The sequence below is a fragment of the Acidovorax sp. FG27 genome (assembly GCF_040365715.1).
In the GTDB taxonomy this organism is placed as follows: Bacteria; Pseudomonadota; Gammaproteobacteria; order Burkholderiales; family Burkholderiaceae_C; genus Paracidovorax.
Window position 1 is genome coordinate 89,942 of record NZ_BAABVY010000011.1, and the last position, 16,171, is coordinate 106,112.

13 protein-coding genes are annotated in these 16,171 nt (G+C 70.0%); 10 read left to right on the plus strand and 3 right to left on the minus strand.

Annotated elements, in window-relative coordinates; translation table 11 throughout:
• The first annotated feature begins 6 nt into the window (after nucleotides 1-6).
• Nucleotides 7-1,983, plus strand: coding sequence for an ATP-binding response regulator (locus ABWV53_RS15550; RefSeq protein ID WP_353367055.1), 1,977 nt, complete (start codon nucleotides 7-9; stop codon nucleotides 1,981-1,983).
• A 57-nt stretch (nucleotides 1,984-2,040) separates the two neighbouring features.
• Here the strand turns inward: ABWV53_RS15550 and ABWV53_RS15555 are convergent, their stop codons facing one another.
• A complete protein-coding gene (locus tag ABWV53_RS15555) occupies nucleotides 2,041-2,742 on the minus strand; it encodes a LuxR C-terminal-related transcriptional regulator (protein ID WP_353367056.1) in 702 nt (233 codons plus the stop codon).
• A gap of 263 nt (nucleotides 2,743-3,005) precedes the next feature.
• Here ABWV53_RS15555 and ABWV53_RS15560 point away from each other — a divergent pair, with 263 nt between their 5' ends.
• Nucleotides 3,006-4,058, plus strand: a complete 1,053-nt coding sequence (locus ABWV53_RS15560; RefSeq protein ID WP_353367057.1) for a hypothetical protein — start codon at nucleotides 3,006-3,008, stop codon at nucleotides 4,056-4,058.
• 150 nt (nucleotides 4,059-4,208) lie between these two features.
• Nucleotides 4,209-4,880: an HAD family hydrolase gene (locus ABWV53_RS15565; RefSeq protein WP_353367142.1), complete on the plus strand. Its 672-nt coding sequence runs from the start codon at nucleotides 4,209-4,211 to the stop codon at nucleotides 4,878-4,880.
• Nucleotides 4,881-5,013: 133 nt separating this feature from the next.
• Here the strand turns inward: ABWV53_RS15565 and ABWV53_RS15570 are convergent, their stop codons facing one another.
• The gene (locus ABWV53_RS15570) at nucleotides 5,014-6,369 is read right to left on the minus strand and encodes an IPTL-CTERM sorting domain-containing protein (protein WP_353367058.1); all 1,356 of its coding nucleotides are present in this window, start codon (nucleotides 6,367-6,369) and stop codon (nucleotides 5,014-5,016) included.
• A gap of 123 nt (nucleotides 6,370-6,492) precedes the next feature.
• Complete coding sequence (locus ABWV53_RS15575; RefSeq protein WP_353367059.1) at nucleotides 6,493-7,527, minus strand: AraC family transcriptional regulator; 1,035 nt, start codon at nucleotides 7,525-7,527, stop codon at nucleotides 6,493-6,495.
• A gap of 129 nt (nucleotides 7,528-7,656) precedes the next feature.
• Between ABWV53_RS15575 and ABWV53_RS15580 the strand changes: the two genes are divergently transcribed.
• From ABWV53_RS15580 to ABWV53_RS15610, 7 genes are all read left to right on the plus strand, one after another.
• Nucleotides 7,657-9,384: an AMP-binding protein gene (locus ABWV53_RS15580; RefSeq protein WP_353367060.1), complete on the plus strand. Its 1,728-nt coding sequence runs from the start codon at nucleotides 7,657-7,659 to the stop codon at nucleotides 9,382-9,384.
• Nucleotides 9,381-10,985: a carboxyl transferase domain-containing protein gene (locus tag ABWV53_RS15585; protein ID WP_353367061.1), complete on the plus strand. Its 1,605-nt coding sequence runs from the start codon at nucleotides 9,381-9,383 to the stop codon at nucleotides 10,983-10,985. The genes ABWV53_RS15580 and ABWV53_RS15585 overlap by 4 nt, the downstream gene beginning before the upstream one ends.
• An 89-nt stretch (nucleotides 10,986-11,074) precedes the next feature.
• Nucleotides 11,075-11,998: a dienelactone hydrolase family protein gene (locus tag ABWV53_RS15590; protein WP_353367062.1), complete on the plus strand. Its 924-nt coding sequence runs from the start codon at nucleotides 11,075-11,077 to the stop codon at nucleotides 11,996-11,998.
• On the plus strand, nucleotides 11,995-12,513 hold the full coding sequence (locus ABWV53_RS15595) for a DinB family protein (protein ID WP_353367063.1): 519 nt from the start codon (nucleotides 11,995-11,997) through the stop codon (nucleotides 12,511-12,513). Before ABWV53_RS15590 ends, ABWV53_RS15595 begins: the two co-directional genes overlap by 4 nt.
• On the plus strand, nucleotides 12,510-13,298 hold the full coding sequence (locus ABWV53_RS15600) for an enoyl-CoA hydratase/isomerase family protein (protein ID WP_353367064.1): 789 nt from the start codon (nucleotides 12,510-12,512) through the stop codon (nucleotides 13,296-13,298). The genes ABWV53_RS15595 and ABWV53_RS15600 overlap by 4 nt, the downstream gene beginning before the upstream one ends.
• Nucleotides 13,299-13,315: 17 nt before the next feature.
• Nucleotides 13,316-14,035 (plus strand): DUF4126 domain-containing protein, encoded by a 720-nt coding sequence (locus ABWV53_RS15605; RefSeq protein ID WP_353367065.1) that lies wholly within the window; start codon nucleotides 13,316-13,318, stop codon nucleotides 14,033-14,035.
• A 116-nt stretch (nucleotides 14,036-14,151) separates the two neighbouring features.
• Entirely contained in the window at nucleotides 14,152-16,167 is a 2,016-nt protein-coding gene (locus ABWV53_RS15610; RefSeq protein WP_353367066.1) for an acetyl/propionyl/methylcrotonyl-CoA carboxylase subunit alpha, read from the plus strand.
• The last annotated feature ends 4 nt before the right edge of the window (nucleotides 16,168-16,171 follow it).

A 16,171-nucleotide genomic window follows, 5' to 3' on the forward strand; every position in this document is an offset into this window, starting at 1 on the left:
CGTTCCGTGCGACAGCGCCTGCGCCACCGGCCGAGCCGGGAAGACGACGACACCCGCCCCTCCGAATGGTCGGCCTCGATGTGGGGCGAGCAGGCGGCATCGGACGCCACTGCCGGCTCCCCTTCCGGCCACGGGGCCGGCGGCGCCCCGGCGGGGGCGGGCGGCGACCGGCTTGATCTGGCCATGCAGCGCCGCCTGCTGCTGTCGCTGTCCGAGCGCGGCTCGACCGAGATCGCCGTGCTGGTCATCCCCGGCGTGTTGTGCTGGATGTATGGAAAGGGGCCGGGTTACGCCTGGCTCTGGGCCTGGTGGGCCGGCTTCGTCGCGCTGACGCTCGGAGTGGCCGGGCTGCGGCGGCGCCTGCGGCTGCGCCGGCCCCTGGTCGATGCCTCGGCCGTGGGGCACTGGCAGCGCCTCTACCGCCGCGCCGCGCTGGTCGCGGGGCTGTGCTGGTCAGCGCCGCTGGTGGTCGCGCTGCAGGGCGGCAGCACGGAGTTCAAGCTCTTTCTCTACATGGTGCTGTGTGCGGTGCTGGCCTCCAGCGCCACCTTCCTGGCGCCGCTGCCCGCCATCTTCTGGCGCTTCTTCGGCGGCATCTACCTGCCCATGGTGGTGGCGGTGTACTGGGCGTTCCCGCTGCGCTGGATGTATCTGCTGCCGCTCACGCTGCTCTATGGCGCCGTCATCGTGCGCCACGCCTGGGGCGGAAGGCGGCTGGTGGAGCAGCAGATCGACCAGGAGCGCCAGCGCCTGCGCCTGGCCGAGCGCTATCGCCTGGCCAAGGAACAGGCCGAGCGCGCGCTGGCCGAGCGCAACCGCTTCATCTCCACCACCAGCCACGACCTGCGCCAGCCGCTGCACGCGATGGGCCTGCTGGTGCAGACGGCGCTGCAGCGCAACGCCGATGCGCAACTGGCGCCGGTGCTGCACGACGTGCGCGACTGCGTGCGCTCGCTCAACTTCATGTTCAACGCGCTGCTGGACCTGTCGCGGCTGGAGTCGGGCGAATTCGCCGCGCGCCAGGGCGACGTGCCGCTCGCGGCCGTGTTCGAGGACGTGGCCACCGTGTTCCGGCCCGAGGCCACGCAACGCGGCCTCAGGCTGGCGATCTTCCTGCCGCGCCGCAACCCTGCCTGGGTGCGGGCGGACCCGGCGCTGCTGCGGCAGATGGTGTTCAACCTGGCGCAGAACGCGCTGCGCTACACCCGCTCGGGCGGGCTGCTGCTGGGCGCGCGGCGGCGCGGCGGCCAGTGGCGCGTGGAGGTGTGGGACACCGGCAGCGGCGTCAGCCCGCAGGACCGCGACCACATCTATGCGCCCTATGCGCGGGGCGAGGCCGGTGTGCGGCACGGCGTGCAGACGGCGGACCGGCCATCGACGGGGTTGCCCGGCGCCGGGCTGGAGGGGCATGGCCTGGGTCTGGCGGTGGTGGCGCGTTGCGCCCGCCTGACAGGTGCCGAATACGGCTTCGAATCCACGCCGGGCCGGGGTTCCTGCTTCTGGCTGCAGCTTCCCGCCGCCGTGCCGGCCGCACCGCGGACTGGTCACGAGGAAGCCCCGGGCGCCGCGCCGGCTGCGGGGCGGGCGACTCTGCTGTCCGGCACCTGCCTGCTGGTGGACGACGACCCGCAGGTGCAGTCGTCCCTGCGCCAGCTGCTGCAGTCGTGGGGCGTTCAGGTGCAGGTCGCGGCGAGCGGCGCGCAGGCGCTGTCGCTGGTGGGCAGCGGCTTCGTGCCCGATGCCATCCTGTGCGACCAGCGGCTGGGCGCGGGGCAGAGCGGCCTGGCGGTGCTGCAGGCGCTGCAGGCCCGCTGTGGCCACACCCGCGGCGCCATGCTCACGGGCGAGCATGCCTCACCCGAGCTGCTGCAGGCCGAGGACGATGGCTACCTGGTGCTGCACAAGCCGCTGGAGCCGGACGTGCTGCAGGCCCTGCTGGCGCGCTGGCTGCCCGCGGCCGGCGAGGCCGCCCGGGAGGGCTGATCGCGCCGGGGCCGTCGGAGGGCGGATCCGGTCCGGTCCGGCCGCCCACCCGCACGGTCAGCGCAACCGCGCCTCGTCGCCCGGCTCCAGCTGCACGCCCCGCAGCCGGGCGATCGCCTCCACCCGGTTGCGCACGCCCAGCTTGCCCAGGATGGCCGTGACGTGTTCCTTCACCGTGTGCTCCGACAGGTTCAGGTTGCCCGCGATGTGCTTGTTGGGCTGGCCTTGCAGCACCAGCGCCAGGATCTGCCCCTGCCGGGGTGTCAGGCCCAGCTCGGCGGGGGTGAGCGGCACCGCCCGCGCGGGCTGGGCGCTGGAATCGCCCGCGGGAGCGGCCGCCGCATCGAACCAGGTGCCGCCACGCAGCAGCGCGGTGGCCGCGGCCGCGAACACCTCGGGTTCCTGCTGCTTGTGCACGAAGCCATGCGCGCCGCTGCCCTGCGCCTTGGCCCGCAGGGCAGGGTGGCTGTCGCCGCTCACCATCAGCACCCGGGTCTGCGGCGCCAGCGCCAGCAGGTCGCGGATGAAATGCGTGGTCACGCCGTCGGCCAGCCAGAAGTCCACCAGCGCCAGCGCCGGCGCGCCCCGGGCCGCCACCGTGCGCAGGGCCTCTTGCGTGGTGCTGACGCACACCGCGTCGGCCAGGCCGGGGTGCAGCCGGAGGAATTCGCTCATGCCGCGCGCGACCAGCGGGTGGTCGTCAACCACCAGGGCATAGCGCTCGGGGGACGGCGCGGAAACGTTGTCGGAAGGGGTCAATTCGGGCCAGTCGTGGAAGGGGGACACCCAGCGCGCCGCCCGTCGGGAGCGCGCCGCGCCCCGGCCCGGTCTTGCGCAGCGCGTAACAAATACCCGAAGGCGGGGGGGTGAGGCGAAAGCGTGGACTGTACTGAAATTCGGGCTCGCCAATCGATTGCGGCGCGACGGGGCTGCACGCCCCTCGAGCCCGGCCTGCCACTGCAGCTCGCCAGGGCCGCATCGCTCTCGATCATTCCGCTTCTTCGTTCGATGGATCCCTGCCTATGACTCCCCTTGATTTCACCCGCCGCACCGCCACCCTTGCTCTGCTGGCTTCGCTGGCTGCCTGCGGCGGCGGTGGTGGAGGCGGCGACTCCTCCGCCCCTGCGCCGGCACCGACCCCTGCGCCCGCGCCTGCGCCCACGCCCGCCCCCGCACCGACCCCTGCGCCCGCGCCCACGCCCGCTGCCGTCACCGGCCAATACATCAGCCAGGCGCCCGCCGCAACAGGGGCGGCCTCCCTCGCCGCACTGAATGCGCAAGGCGCGCGCGGCTTCGCCTTCCTGGGCACCTTGGCCACCAACACCGGCGCCACCAGCACCGAGCAGGGCGATTTCTACGTGAGCGACACCGCCCACGGCGGGTCGCGCCTGGAATACGAAACCCTGGCACAGCCGGGCTCCGGCGACGCGCTGGTGGCTCAGCTGAACGCGCAGGGCGCGCGCGGCTTCGCGTACAAGGCGCCCGTGCTGACGGGCGGCGGCTCCAGCCCGTCCGCGCTCACCGTGCGCGACGCATCGCGCAGCACCACGTTCTCGTACGAGAAGCAGCCCATCTCGGGCGGCTTGAGCCGCGATGCCTTCCAGAGCCAGCTGAACGCGCAGGGCGCCCGCGGCTACCGCCTGGTCGGCCCCCTGATGGCCGGGGCAGACAGCTTCAACCTGTACGTGAAGGATTCGTCCGCCACCACCTACAGCTACACGGTGATCGACGGCAACGGCCCCTCGGGCGTGGGCACCAGCGACGTGCTGCGCCAGCGCCTGAACACGCAGGGCGCGCAGGGGCAGCTCTTCCTGGGCGCCTTCGTCATCCAGGGGAATGCATCGGCGCAGGTGTTCGAGCGCAGTTCCGCGCAGAACGGCCCCGTGGAATACGACGTGCGCGCCGCCACGCCGCAGGCTTCCATCGCGCAGCTGACGGCCGCCATGAACGATCGGGCCGCCCAGGGCTACTTCTTCTTCAGCGATCTGGTCGGAGCCAACGGCGAGCAGGTCACGCTGTCGGTGCGCAACGCGGCCAACCTGCGCAATCCGCTGGCGGGCATCACCTTCCCGTGACCGAAGGGCGAGGCATACTCCTTCCTGTGCAAGAAAAGGCGCCCCCGGGCGCCTTTTTCCATGGCGATGACGCCTTGGGGCGTCCTGCGCCCTGGCCTGCCGCCTTCCTTCCTTCATCCCTCCCCTCCTTCAGAAAGAGTTGTGTTCATGCTGGCCTTCGATGCGGTGCTGTTCGATTGTGATGGTGTGCTGGTGGACAGCGAGCCCATCACCCACCGCGTGCTGCGCGACCAGCTGGCGGAGTCGGGCTGGGTGATGACGCTGCAGGAGTGCATGCACATCTTCCTGGGCAGGGCGGTGCGTTCGGAGGCCGCGCGCATCGAGGCGCAGACTGGTCAGCCGCTGACGGACGCGTGGATGGAGCGTTTCTACACCCGCCGCAACGAGGCGCTGCAGGCCGAACTGCAGGCCATTGCCCATGCCGAGCAGGCCGTGGCGGCCGTGCATGGACTGCTGCAGGGCCGCATCGCCTGCGCGTCGGGCGCCGACCGGGCCAAGGTGGAATTGCAGCTGGCCAAGACCGGCTTGGCACGGTTCTTCGAAGGCCGGGTATTCAGCGGCCACGAGATGCCGCGCACCAAGCCCGCGCCCGACGTGTACCTGGCAGCCGCCGCCGCCCTGGGCGTGGCGCCGGGCCGCTGCCTGGTGGTGGAGGACTCGGCCACCGGCGTCACGGCCGGTGTGGCGGCGGGCGCCACGGTGGTCGGCTACAGCCCGTCGGCTCATGGCCACGATTCCGGCGCCGCCCTGCGCGCGGCCGGCGCCCGGCATGTGATGGGCGACATGGCGCAGCTGCCTGGGCTGCTGGCGGCTGGTTTGTAGCTCAAGCAAAGCGGTCGAGCCAGGCACTACGCAATCAGCTGCGCATAGTAGGCATCTCGGGAGGCCAACCTGTGCAGGTTGGCTGTTTCAGCGCAGGCCGCAAGCGCAGCCGCCACCATCCCCAATTAGCCGTTCAGCGCCCGCCGCGGCCCGCCTGGCGCCGGTTCTGCGCCCAGGCCATCGCGCCCAGCAGCAACGAAAGTGTCAACAGCGCCCATTGCGACATGGTCGGCACGCTTTTGGGCGTGGGCGCGTCGCCCAGGCAATTCAGCGTGGCTGTGGCTGGCGTGTTGACCTGGCCCTGGCGGGTGGTGAAGTCGGTGCCGGGGGTGATGGTGTTGGTCACTGTGGTGCCCGGCGCCTGGCACAGTGCGGCCTGGGCCACCGGCCACTGCACCGGCACGGTGATGGTGCAGCCGGTAGCTGGCAGCGTGGCGTTGGTAAGCGACACGCGGCTGCTGCCAGGGGCTGCGGCCAGCGTGCCGCCGGTGCAGGTGGTGCTGGCCGAGCCAGCCACGGTCAGTGGAGCAGGCAGGTTGTCCGTCACGTTCAGATCGCTCACGGGCGCGTTGGAGCTGTTGGCGACGGTGATGGTCAGCGTCGCATTGCCTCCAGGTGCCAGAGTGGTGGGAGCAAACGCCTTGGCGATGGACGCCGGCACACCGCAAGCGCCGCCGGCTCTGACTGCATTCAAAAATGCGGGAGCGATCTTGCCGGCGTTCTGAGGATACTGGTTGCCTGCAGCCGCCGGCGAGAACGGGGTCATGTCGATGGTGGCGAAAAGGCAGGCGCCATCCCCGTTGTAGGACTGCTGGGAGGGAACCAGCAACCCGTACACATTGTTGGCCGTGGACCCGGCAGCAGGGTTCGAGGCTCCCGTCTGCAGGTACAGCGCATTGGACGCCGGCACGTTGTTGAAGTACTGGATGTACCCGCCGTAGAGTGGATTCAGGCCGGTGAAGCTCGTGCTGTAGGGCGATGCGGTGTTCAAGGGGAAGGTGCCCAAGCTTCCGGTCGTGGTCCCCAGGGTCGGGGAAAAAGCGCCGGAAGCGGTGAACGCGGCGCCCACCGCAGCGTTGTTCGCAGGTATGCAGCAGCTGTCGACGAACATTACAAAGGCGTTGGCGCTGCGTGCTGCGATGGCGTTGTTGATGGCCGTCCAGTTGGAGCTGTCGACCGCGTTGTACACGCTTGCCACCACCACCATGTCGTAGCGGCCGCCGCCAGGCAGCACGAACGTGGCCGGGGTGACTGCATTGGCCCCGTCCAGAATGGCCTGCTGCGTCACCGATGCGCCTGTCGCAGTGAACTCCTGCACAAGATTGGCGAAGTGCGCATTGCCGTTGTTGCCGGGGCCGAACTGATCGTTGGGCTCGCTAGTGGTCAGTACCAGAACGTTCTGTGCCAGAGCCTGCCCATGCACCAGTACGACAAAGAGCCCAACAAGCACGGCCGCTCCGCGCAGTGCGCGCATCAAACGATCAATCATTTCCAGCCCTTCCAGGATCCGAGTAGCCCAAAAGGGCAAACCTTAGTAACAGGTAGAAATTGATTGTAAATTCCTATAGAAAGTTAGGAATGTGAAATTTTGTCAATTTTATGTGGCGTAGGTTCATTTACCTTGCCTGAACGCCCCAGGTGTGGTTCCCGTCCATTCACGAAAGGCGCGGGTGAAGCTCTTTTCGTTGCGAAAGCCGACGGCCAGCGCCACCTGCTTGATGGGGCGCTGGCTGCGGCGCAATTCGTCCATGGCCTGGGCCTGCCGCACTTCGTCCTTCAACGCCTGCAGGCTCAGGCCTTCCTCGTGCAGCTGGCGATGGAGCGTTCGGCTCGACAGGTGCAGCAACGCAGCCAGTGCCTCGGCGGTGTGCGCACTGCCGAGGTGGGCGTGCAGCAGTTCACGCACGCGCTGACCCAGGAGCCGGTCGCGGCGGTACTGCCGGACGGTCAGGGGCAAGGCGCGCTGCAGCATGCCGCGCAACGCGCGCTCGTCCCTCTGCAAAGGCAGGCCCAGGTACTGCTCGTCGAAGGTATAGCGCGCCGCCCGCGCACCGAACTGCAGTGCCCCGGTGAACATCAAGGGGTAGGCACTGGCGTGTGGCGGCGGGGCGAAGGGAAACTGCGCGCCCTGCAGCGGAATGCGCGAGTCGATGGCCCAGCAGGCATAGCCGTGCAGAAAGCGCAGGCACGAGACCAGGCCGAACTCCCGAAACTCTCCCAGGTCGCGGTGCTCGGTGATGGTGACGCTGGCCTGGCCGCCCTCCACGCACAGCGCCAGGCCGATGTCCTCCGTCAGCAGGCGGTGGTGGCGGCACCAGCGCTTGATGGCCACGCCCAGGTTCGGCGCGGTGATGGAGGCGCGGCAAAGCATGCCGTGGCTGCCCCAGGGCAGGCGGCGGGTGAACCAGCCCAGGGCCTCGTCGTCCAGCTCCTGCATGGCGTGAGCGTTCAGCGCTTCGAACTGCGCTGCCGTCACGCGCGCCTGCGGGTCGGTCACGTCCTGCGGCGCGATCCGTGCCGTCTGCAGGGCGCTGGCCGGATTCATGCCGCGTAATTCATACGCCCGTGTGATCGAGTGCACGAATGCCATGGGCGTGGCCGCGCGGCCGCGTGGAGCGGAGGGCAGGGCAGGGGTCGAGGGAGTCATTCGGATTGGCACGATTTGCAACCATTGTGGCTCCAAATGCGTCTTCCGAGCGCGTAAGCTGGCAGCCAGCAAAAGGTGCCACGCCGTTCCCTGGGCGTACGGCCCGTCCAGACAGGAGACAAACACGACATGCAAGCCTCCCTCGCCCCCGCAGCGGCAGATGGTCTGTCCTACGACCGCGGCGCCACCTGCACGCCGCTGATCGAGCAGACCCTGGGTGCCTTCTTCGACGACATGGTGCGCCAGGGCCCGGACCGGCTGGCGCTGGTAAGCGTGCACCAGAACCTGCGCTACACCTATGGCCAGCTGCACACCGAAGTGCGCCGGCTGGCCAGCGCGCTGCTGGGCCTGGGGCTGGCGCCGGGCGACCGCATCGGCATCTGGTCGCACAACAACGCCGAATGGCTGCTGATGCAGCTGGCCACGGCGCAGGTCGGGCTGGTGCTGGTCAACATCAACCCGGCCTACCGCACGGCGGAGGTCGAGTACGCACTCAACAAGGTGGGATGCAAGGCTCTGGTGACCATGGCCCGCTTCAAGACCAGCGACTACCTGGGCATGCTGCGCGAACTGGCGCCCGAGCTGGCCTGCGCCGCCCCGGGCCGCCTGCAGTCCGCGCGCCTGCCGCAGCTGCAGACGGTGGTGTGGATCGACGAGGCCGGGCAGGGCGCCGACGAGCCGGGCCTGCTGCGCTTTTCGCACCTCATGGCCCAGGGCGACGCGCAGGACGCGCGCATCGACGCCGTGGCGGCCGGCCTGAAGAATACCGACCCGATCAACATCCAGTTCACCAGCGGCACCACCGGATTCCCGAAGGGCGCCACGCTCACGCACCGCAACATCTTGAACAACGGCCTCTTCATCGGCGAGTGCATGCGGCTCGGTCCGCAAGACCGGCTGTGCATCCCCGTGCCGCTGTATCACTGCTTCGGCATGGTGCTGGGCAATCTGGCCTGCCTTACGCACGGCGCGGCCATCGTGTACCCCAGCGACGGGTTCGACCCGCTCAAGGTGCTGCAAGCGGTGCAGGCCGAGCGCTGCACCGGCCTGCACGGCGTGCCCACGATGTTCATCGCCGAGCTGGACCATCCGCGCTTCGCCGAGTTCGATCTTTCGACGCTGCGCACCGGCATCATGGCCGGCTCGCCCTGCCCCATCGAGGTGATGAAGCGGGTGGTGCGCGATATGCACCTGGAGCAGATCACCATCGCCTACGGCATGACCGAAACCAGCCCGGTCAGTTGCCAGAGCAGTACCGAGACGCCGCTGGAAAAGCGCGTCTCCACCGTGGGTACGGTGCAGCCGCACCTGGAAGTGAAGATCATCCATCCCGACAGCGGCGACATCGTGCCGCGCGGGCAGTCCGGCGAGCTCTGCACGCGCGGCTACTCGGTCATGCACGGCTACTGGGGCGACGAGGCGAAGACGCGCGAATCCATCGACGCCGAGGGCTGGATGCACACCGGCGATCTGGCCACCATGGACGCCGAGGGCTACGTCAACATCGTCGGCCGCATCAAGGACATGGTGATCCGTGGCGGCGAGAACGTGTACCCCCGCGAGATCGAGGAATTCCTCTACCGCCATCCGCAGGTGCAGGACGTGCAGGTGGTGGGCGTGCCCGACGCGAAGTACGGCGAGGAGCTGTGCGCCTGGGTCATCGCCAAGCCCGGCACGCGGCCCACCGAGGACGACATCCGCGCCTTCTGCAAGGGGCAGATCGCGCACTACAAGGTGCCGCGCTACATCCGCTTCGTCACCTCGTTCCCGATGACGGTGACCGGCAAGATCCAGAAATTCAAGATCCGCGACGCCATGAAGGGCGAACTCGGCCTGCAGGAAAGCACCACAGCATGATTCTCGAATCCCGACTCAATCCGCGTTCGGCGGACTTCCAGGCCAACGCCGCCGCCATGCGCGGCGTGGTCGATGACCTGCGGGCCCAGGTGGCCCGCGTGGCCCAGGGCGGTGGCGAGGCGGCCCGCGCCAAGCACACCGGCCGCGGCAAGCTGCTGCCGCGCGAGCGGGTCGACCGCCTGCTCGACCCCGGCACGCCGTTCCTGGAACTCGCCCCGCTGGCCGCGCTGAACATGTACGGCAACGACGCGCCGGGCGCGGGCCTCATCGCCGGCATCGGCCGCGTGGCCGGCGTCGACTGCATGATCGTCTGCAACGACGCCACGGTGAAGGGCGGCACCTACTACCCGCTCACCGTCAAGAAGCACCTGCGGGCGCAGGAGATCGCCGAGCAGAACCACCTGCCCTGCATCTACCTGGTCGATTCGGGCGGCGCCAACCTGCCCAACCAGGACGAGGTCTTCCCCGACCGCGACCACTTCGGCCGCATCTTCTACAACCAGGCCAACATGAGCGCGCAGGGCATCGGCCAGATCGCCGTGGTGATGGGCTCCTGCACGGCCGGCGGCGCCTACGTGCCCGCCATGAGCGACGAGACCATCATCGTCAAGAACCAGGGCACCATCTTCCTGGGCGGCCCGCCGCTGGTGAAGGCCGCCACTGGTGAGGTGGTGACGGCGGAGGATTTGGGCGGTGGCGACGTGCACACGCGCCTCTCGGGCGTGGCCGACCACCTGGCGCACAACGACCTGCATGCACTGGCCCTGGCGCGCCAGGCGGTCAAGAATTTGAATGCAAAACAGCCTCCAGCGCTTGATGTACAAGCGCCGGTTGCTCCTAAATTTGCAGCAGAAGAGCTGTACGGCGTGATCCCGACCGACACGCGCAAGCCCTTCGACGTGCGCGAGATCATCGCCCGCATCGTCGATGGCAGCGAGTTCGACGAATTCAAGGCGCGCTTCGGCACCACGCTGGTCACCGGCTTCGCCCGCATCGAGGGCATGCCGGTGGGCATCATCGCCAACAACGGCATCCTGTTTTCCGAGTCGGCCTTGAAGGGCGCGCACTTCATCGAGCTGTGCTGCCAGCGCAAGATCCCGCTGGTCTTTTTGCAGAACATCACCGGCTTCATGGTGGGCCGCAAGTACGAGAACGAAGGCATCGCCCGCAACGGCGCCAAGATGGTCACGGCCGTGGCCACGGCGGCGGTGCCGAAGTTCACCATCATCATCGGCGGCAGCTTCGGCGCGGGCAACTACGGCATGTGCGGCCGGGCCTACTCGCCACGCTTCCTCTGGATGTGGCCCAACGCCCGCATCAGCGTGATGGGCGGCGAGCAGGCCGCCAGCGTGCTGGCCACCGTGCGCCGCGACGGCATCGAGGCCAAGGGCGGCCAGTGGAGCGCCGAGGACGAGGAGAGCTTCAAGGCGCCGATCCGCCAGCAGTACGAAGAGCAGGGCCACCCCTACTACGCCACGGCGCGCTTGTGGGACGACGGCATCATCGACCCGGCCGACACGCGGCGGGTGCTGGCGCTGGGGCTGGCGGCCTCGCGCAATGCGCCCATCGGCGAGACGAAGTTCGGCCTGTTCCGGATGTAAGGCAGGGCCGGCGGATGTTCAGGGCGCGCATGCGAGCAGCAGCCTGCACGGCGGGTGGCGGGGCAGCAGTCCGTACCGCCCCCGCTGCCGTGCCTGGATGGGCCCGGCGGTGGACTGCGGCGCTGCTGTGCGCTGCGCTCGCCGCCTGCCAGGCGCCGGTCCGGCCCCCGGCGTTGGCCGATGCGCTCTCGCCCGGCTCCGCCACAGCGGCGTGGCAGCAGGCGAGCATCGCGCTGCCCTCAGGCGAATCCCTGCGCGCCCACTGGTGGCCGGCGCAGGGCGAGCAGGCCGAGCCGCGCCCGGCCGTGATCGCGCTGCACGGCTGCGGCGGCCTGTATGCCCAGGGCGAACGCCTGTCGCAGCGCTACCGCGAAACCGCTGCGCGCCTGCATGCGGCGGGGTACTCCGTGCTGCTGCCCGACAGCTTCGGTTCACGCGGCCTGCGCTCCATCTGCAGCACCCGCTACGGGTCGCGCGACGTCACCGTGGCCGTGCGGGCGCAGGATGCACGCGCCGCCATCGCCTGGCTGGCGGCGCAGCCCGGCGTGGATGCGAAGCGCGTCGGCGTGCTGGGCTGGTCCAACGGCGCCACCACGGCGCTGAACCTGCTGGAGCAACGCCGGGCGCACCCGCAACCGGCCGACCTGCCCCTGGCCGGCGTCGCCCTGTTCTACCCCGGCTGCGGCCCGCTGCTGCGGCGCCAGGCCGTGCTGGAGCCCGCGCCCTTGCTGATGCAGCTGGGTGCGCTCGACGACTGGACGCCCGCGCAGCCCTGCGCGGATCTCGCCGCGCTGCTGCGGCAGCGCCCCGGCGGCGACGTCACGCTGAAGGTGTATGCGGACAGCTACCACGGCTTCGACGGCACGGACCCGGTGCGGCTGCGCGCGGACGTGCCCAACGGCACCTCGGCGCAGGGCGTCCACCAGGGCGGCAACCCCGCGGCCCGGGTGGAGTCGCTCGCGGCGCTCGACGCTTTCTGGGCCCGCACGCTCGGCGCCCGCACCCAGCCATGAACCACCACCCATTCCTCGCGCATTTCACCCAGCTGGCCCGCTACAACGCCTGGGCCACCGGTCGCCTGCTGGGCGCCGTGGCCCAGTTGCCCGAGGCCGAGTACCGTCGCGACGCAGGGCTTTTCTTTCGCAGCATCCATGGCACGCTGAACCACCTGCTGGTGGGAGAGCATCACCTGTGGTTCGCCCGGTTCGCGGAAGGCAGCTCGCCCCGTGTCGCGCTGGACGCGGAGCTGGAACCCGACCGGGCGCGGCTCGCCGAGCGCCTGCGTGCCGGGGCCGCGCGGTGGGAACCGCTGATCGCAGCCCTGCCCGACGACCGCTGGGCGGGCACGCTGGACTACACCACGATGCGCGGCACCACGGCCTGCCTGCCTTTTGCCGCCACGCTGGCGCACGTGTTCAACCATGCCACGCACCACCGGGGGCAGATCACCGCCGCGTTGACAGCCGTGGGCAGCACGTTTCCCGAGCTCGACTTCGTCTACTACCTGCAGAACCCCTCGCAACCATGAGCCAGAACCTCTCCATCGCCCAGTCGGGCGCCGTGGCCCGCATCACCCTCACGCAGCCCGAGATCCGCAATGCCTTCAGCGACGAGGTGATCGCCGAGATCACCGCCGCCTTCCGGGACGTGGGTGCGCGCCAGGACGTGCGCGCCGTGGTGCTGGCGGCCGAAGGCCCGGCCTTCTGCGCCGGCGCCAACCTGAACTGGATGCGCCGCATGGCCGACTACACCCGCGCCGAGAACCTGGCCGACGCCGCCCTGCTGGCCGAGATGCTGCGTGTGATCTACGAATGTCCGCACCCCACCATCGCCCGCGTGCAGGGCGACGTGTATGCCGGCGGCATGGGCCTGGTGGCGGCCTGCGACATGGCGGTGGCGGTGGACACGGCGGGCTTTTGCCTGTCCGAAGTCAAGCTCGGCCTCATCCCGGCGACCATCAGCCCGTACGTGGCCCGCGCCATGGGCGCGCGGGCGGCGCACCGCTACTTCCTCACCGCCGAGCGCTTCGACGCCGCCGAGGCGCTGCGCATCGGCTTCGTGCACGAGGTGGTGCCGGCCGACCAGCTCGACGCCCGGGTCGATGCCTTGCTGAAGGCGCTGACCCAGGCCAGCCCGCACGCGGTGCGCGCCTGCAAGCGGCTGGTGCTCGACGTCGCCGAGCGCGAGATCGACGATGCGCTCATCGGCCGTACCGTGGAGGGCATCGCCGACATCCGCGCCAGCGAGCAGGGCCGCGAAGGCGTGCAGGCCTTTTTGAACAAGCGCAAGCCTTCCTGGCTGCTGGCGGACTGAACGCGGGCGCATCGGTCATGGACGCGCTCTGGCTCTCCTTCGTGCAGTGGCTGCACACGCTCGGCCTGCATGTCGATGCCGGCACGGCCCAGGCCGTGGCCGAGGGCGCGCGCCATGCCACGGGCGCGCTCGACCTGCCGGGTCTGATGGCGCTGGCCGCCGCGCTGGGCTGGGCCAGCGGCTTCCGGCTGTACGCCGTGGTGTTCCTGGTCGGCATGATGGGCTGGCTGGGCGCGCTGGCGCTGCCGCCGGGCCTGGCGTTGCTGCAGCACCCGGTGGTGCTGTTCGCCAGCGGCTTCATGCTGTTCGTCGAATTCTTCGCCGACAAGGTGCCCTGGCTCGACAGCGCCTGGGACGCGGTACACGCCTTCATCCGCGTGCCGGCCGGCGCGCTGCTGGCCGCCGGCGTGTTCGGCGCGGACAACGGCGCCATGGCGGTGGCGGCGGGGCTGGTGGGCGGTTCGCTGTCGGCCACCGCGCTGGCCACCAAGATGACCACGCGGGCGGCGGCCAACACCTCGCCGGAGCCGTTCTCCAACTGGCTGCTGTCGCTGTTCGAGGATGGCTTGGTCGTGGCGGTGGTCTGGATGGCCACGCAACACCCCGTGCTGTTCGGCGTGGCGCTGGCGGTCATGGTGGTGCTCTCGGCGGTGCTGCTGGTGGTGCTCTTCCGTTTTCTGCGCGCCGTGCTGCGGCGCGTGGCTTCTCTCTTTTCCAGTCCTGCGAAGGTAGCGTGACATGTTCAAGAAAATTCTGATCGCCAATCGCGGCGAAAGCAGCCGCACAGCCGCTGCTTCTGCAAATAGCCTGGCATGCGCAGCGTGCGCAGGCGATCTCGCCGCGGGAGGGCGCCATGTTTAAGAAGATCCTGATCGCCAACCGCGGCGAGATCGCCTGCCGGGTGGCGGCCACCGCACGCCGCCTCGGCGTCAAGACCGTCGCCGTCTATTCCGACGCCGATGCCGACGCCAAGCACGTCGCCGCCTGCGACGAGGCCGTGCACATCGGCGGCAGTGCGCCCAAGGAAAGTTATCTGCGCTGGGAGCGCATCCTCGAGGCCGCCCGCGCCTCCAGAGCCGAGGCCATCCACCCGGGCTACGGCTTTCTGTCGGAAAACGAAGACTTCGCCCGCGCCTGCGCCGAGGCCGGCCTGGTCTTCATCGGCCCGCCGCCCTCGGCCATCAAGGACATGGGGCTCAAGGCCGAGTCCAAGCAGCTGATGGAAAAGGCCGGCGTGCCGCTGGTGCCCGGCTACCACGGCGCCGACCAGGACCCGGCCCTGCTGCATCGCGAGGCCGACCGCATCGGCTACCCGGTGCTCATCAAGGCCAGTGCCGGCGGCGGCGGCAAGGGCATGCGGGCGGTGGAGAAGGCGGAAGACTTCGCCGCCGCGCTCGAGTCGTGCAAGCGCGAGGCCATCAACAGCTTCGGCGACGACGCCGTGCTGGTCGAGAAGTACGTGCAGCGGCCGCGCCACATCGAGATCCAGGTGTTCGGCGACACGCACGGCCAGATCGTCTACCTGTTCGAGCGCGATTGTTCGGTGCAGCGGCGGCACCAGAAGGTGCTGGAGGAAGCCCCGGCGCCCGGCATGACGCCGGAGCTGCGCGCGCGCATGGGCGCCGCCGCCGTGGCCGCCGCGCGGGCCGTGAACTACGTGGGCGCGGGCACTGTGGAATTCATCGTCGAGCAGCCGGGCGGCTACGAGCGGCCCGAGGACATGAAGTTCTATTTCATGGAGATGAACACCCGCCTGCAGGTGGAGCACCCGGTGACCGAGGCCATCACCGGCCAGGACCTGGTGGAGTGGCAACTGCGCGTGGCCAGCGGCGAGCCGCTGCCCTGCACGCAGGACCAGTTGCGCATCACCGGCCACGCCATCGAGGCGCGCATCTGCGCCGAGAACCCCGACAACCAGTTCCTGCCCGCCACCGGCACGCTGCACATCTACCGCAAGCCGCAGGCAGCGAGCTTCGAGCGCGCGCCCGTGCGCATCGACGACGGCGTGCGCGAGGGCGACGCCATCAGCCCGTTCTACGACTCGATGATCGCCAAGCTCATCGTGCACGGCGACAGCCGGGCGCAGGCGCTGGCCCGTCTGGACGACGCGCTGGCGCAGACGCGCATCGTCGGCCTGGCCACCAACGTGCAGTTCCTGCGGCGCGTGGCGTCCAGCGATGCCTTCGTGCAGGCGAAGCTGGACACGGCGCTGATCCAGCGCGAGGCGGCCGTGCTGTTCCAGCAGGAGCCGGTCGGCCTGCCCACGGCCGCCGCCGCCGCGGTGGCGGCCACGCTGCTGCGCGAAGGGCAGGCCGCCATCGAGGCAGGGGGCCCGTTCGGCCGGCGCGACGGCTGGCGCTCTCTCAGCGCCTATCGCCGGCCGTTCGACTTCGAGTTCGGCGGCGAGGCGGCCCGCGCCTGGCTGACCTATGCCCCGGGCGGCATGCCCACGCTGGAAGTGGGCGACGCGAGCGGGCCGCTGGTCTTCGCGGCGGCCGGTGACGACGGTATCGACCTGAACTACGGCGGCCGCCGCACCCGCGCCGACGTGCACGCGCTGGGGGACGCCCTCCACGTCTTCACGCCCCACGGCGCCACGCGCATCGACGGCATCGACCCGCTGGCCCATGCCGGCGACACGCAGGCCGAAGGCGGCCGGCTGACGGCCCCCATGCCGGGCAAGGTGGTGTCCTTCGCGGTGCAGGCGGGCGACACCGTCTCGCGCGGCCAGCCGCTGGCGGTGATGGAGGCGATGAAGATGGAGCACACCATCGCCGCGCCGGCCGACGGCGTGGTGGAGGAATTGCTCTACGCCCCGGGCGACCAGGTCACGGAAGGGTCCGAGCTGCTCCGGCTTTCCGCCGCGTGAAACA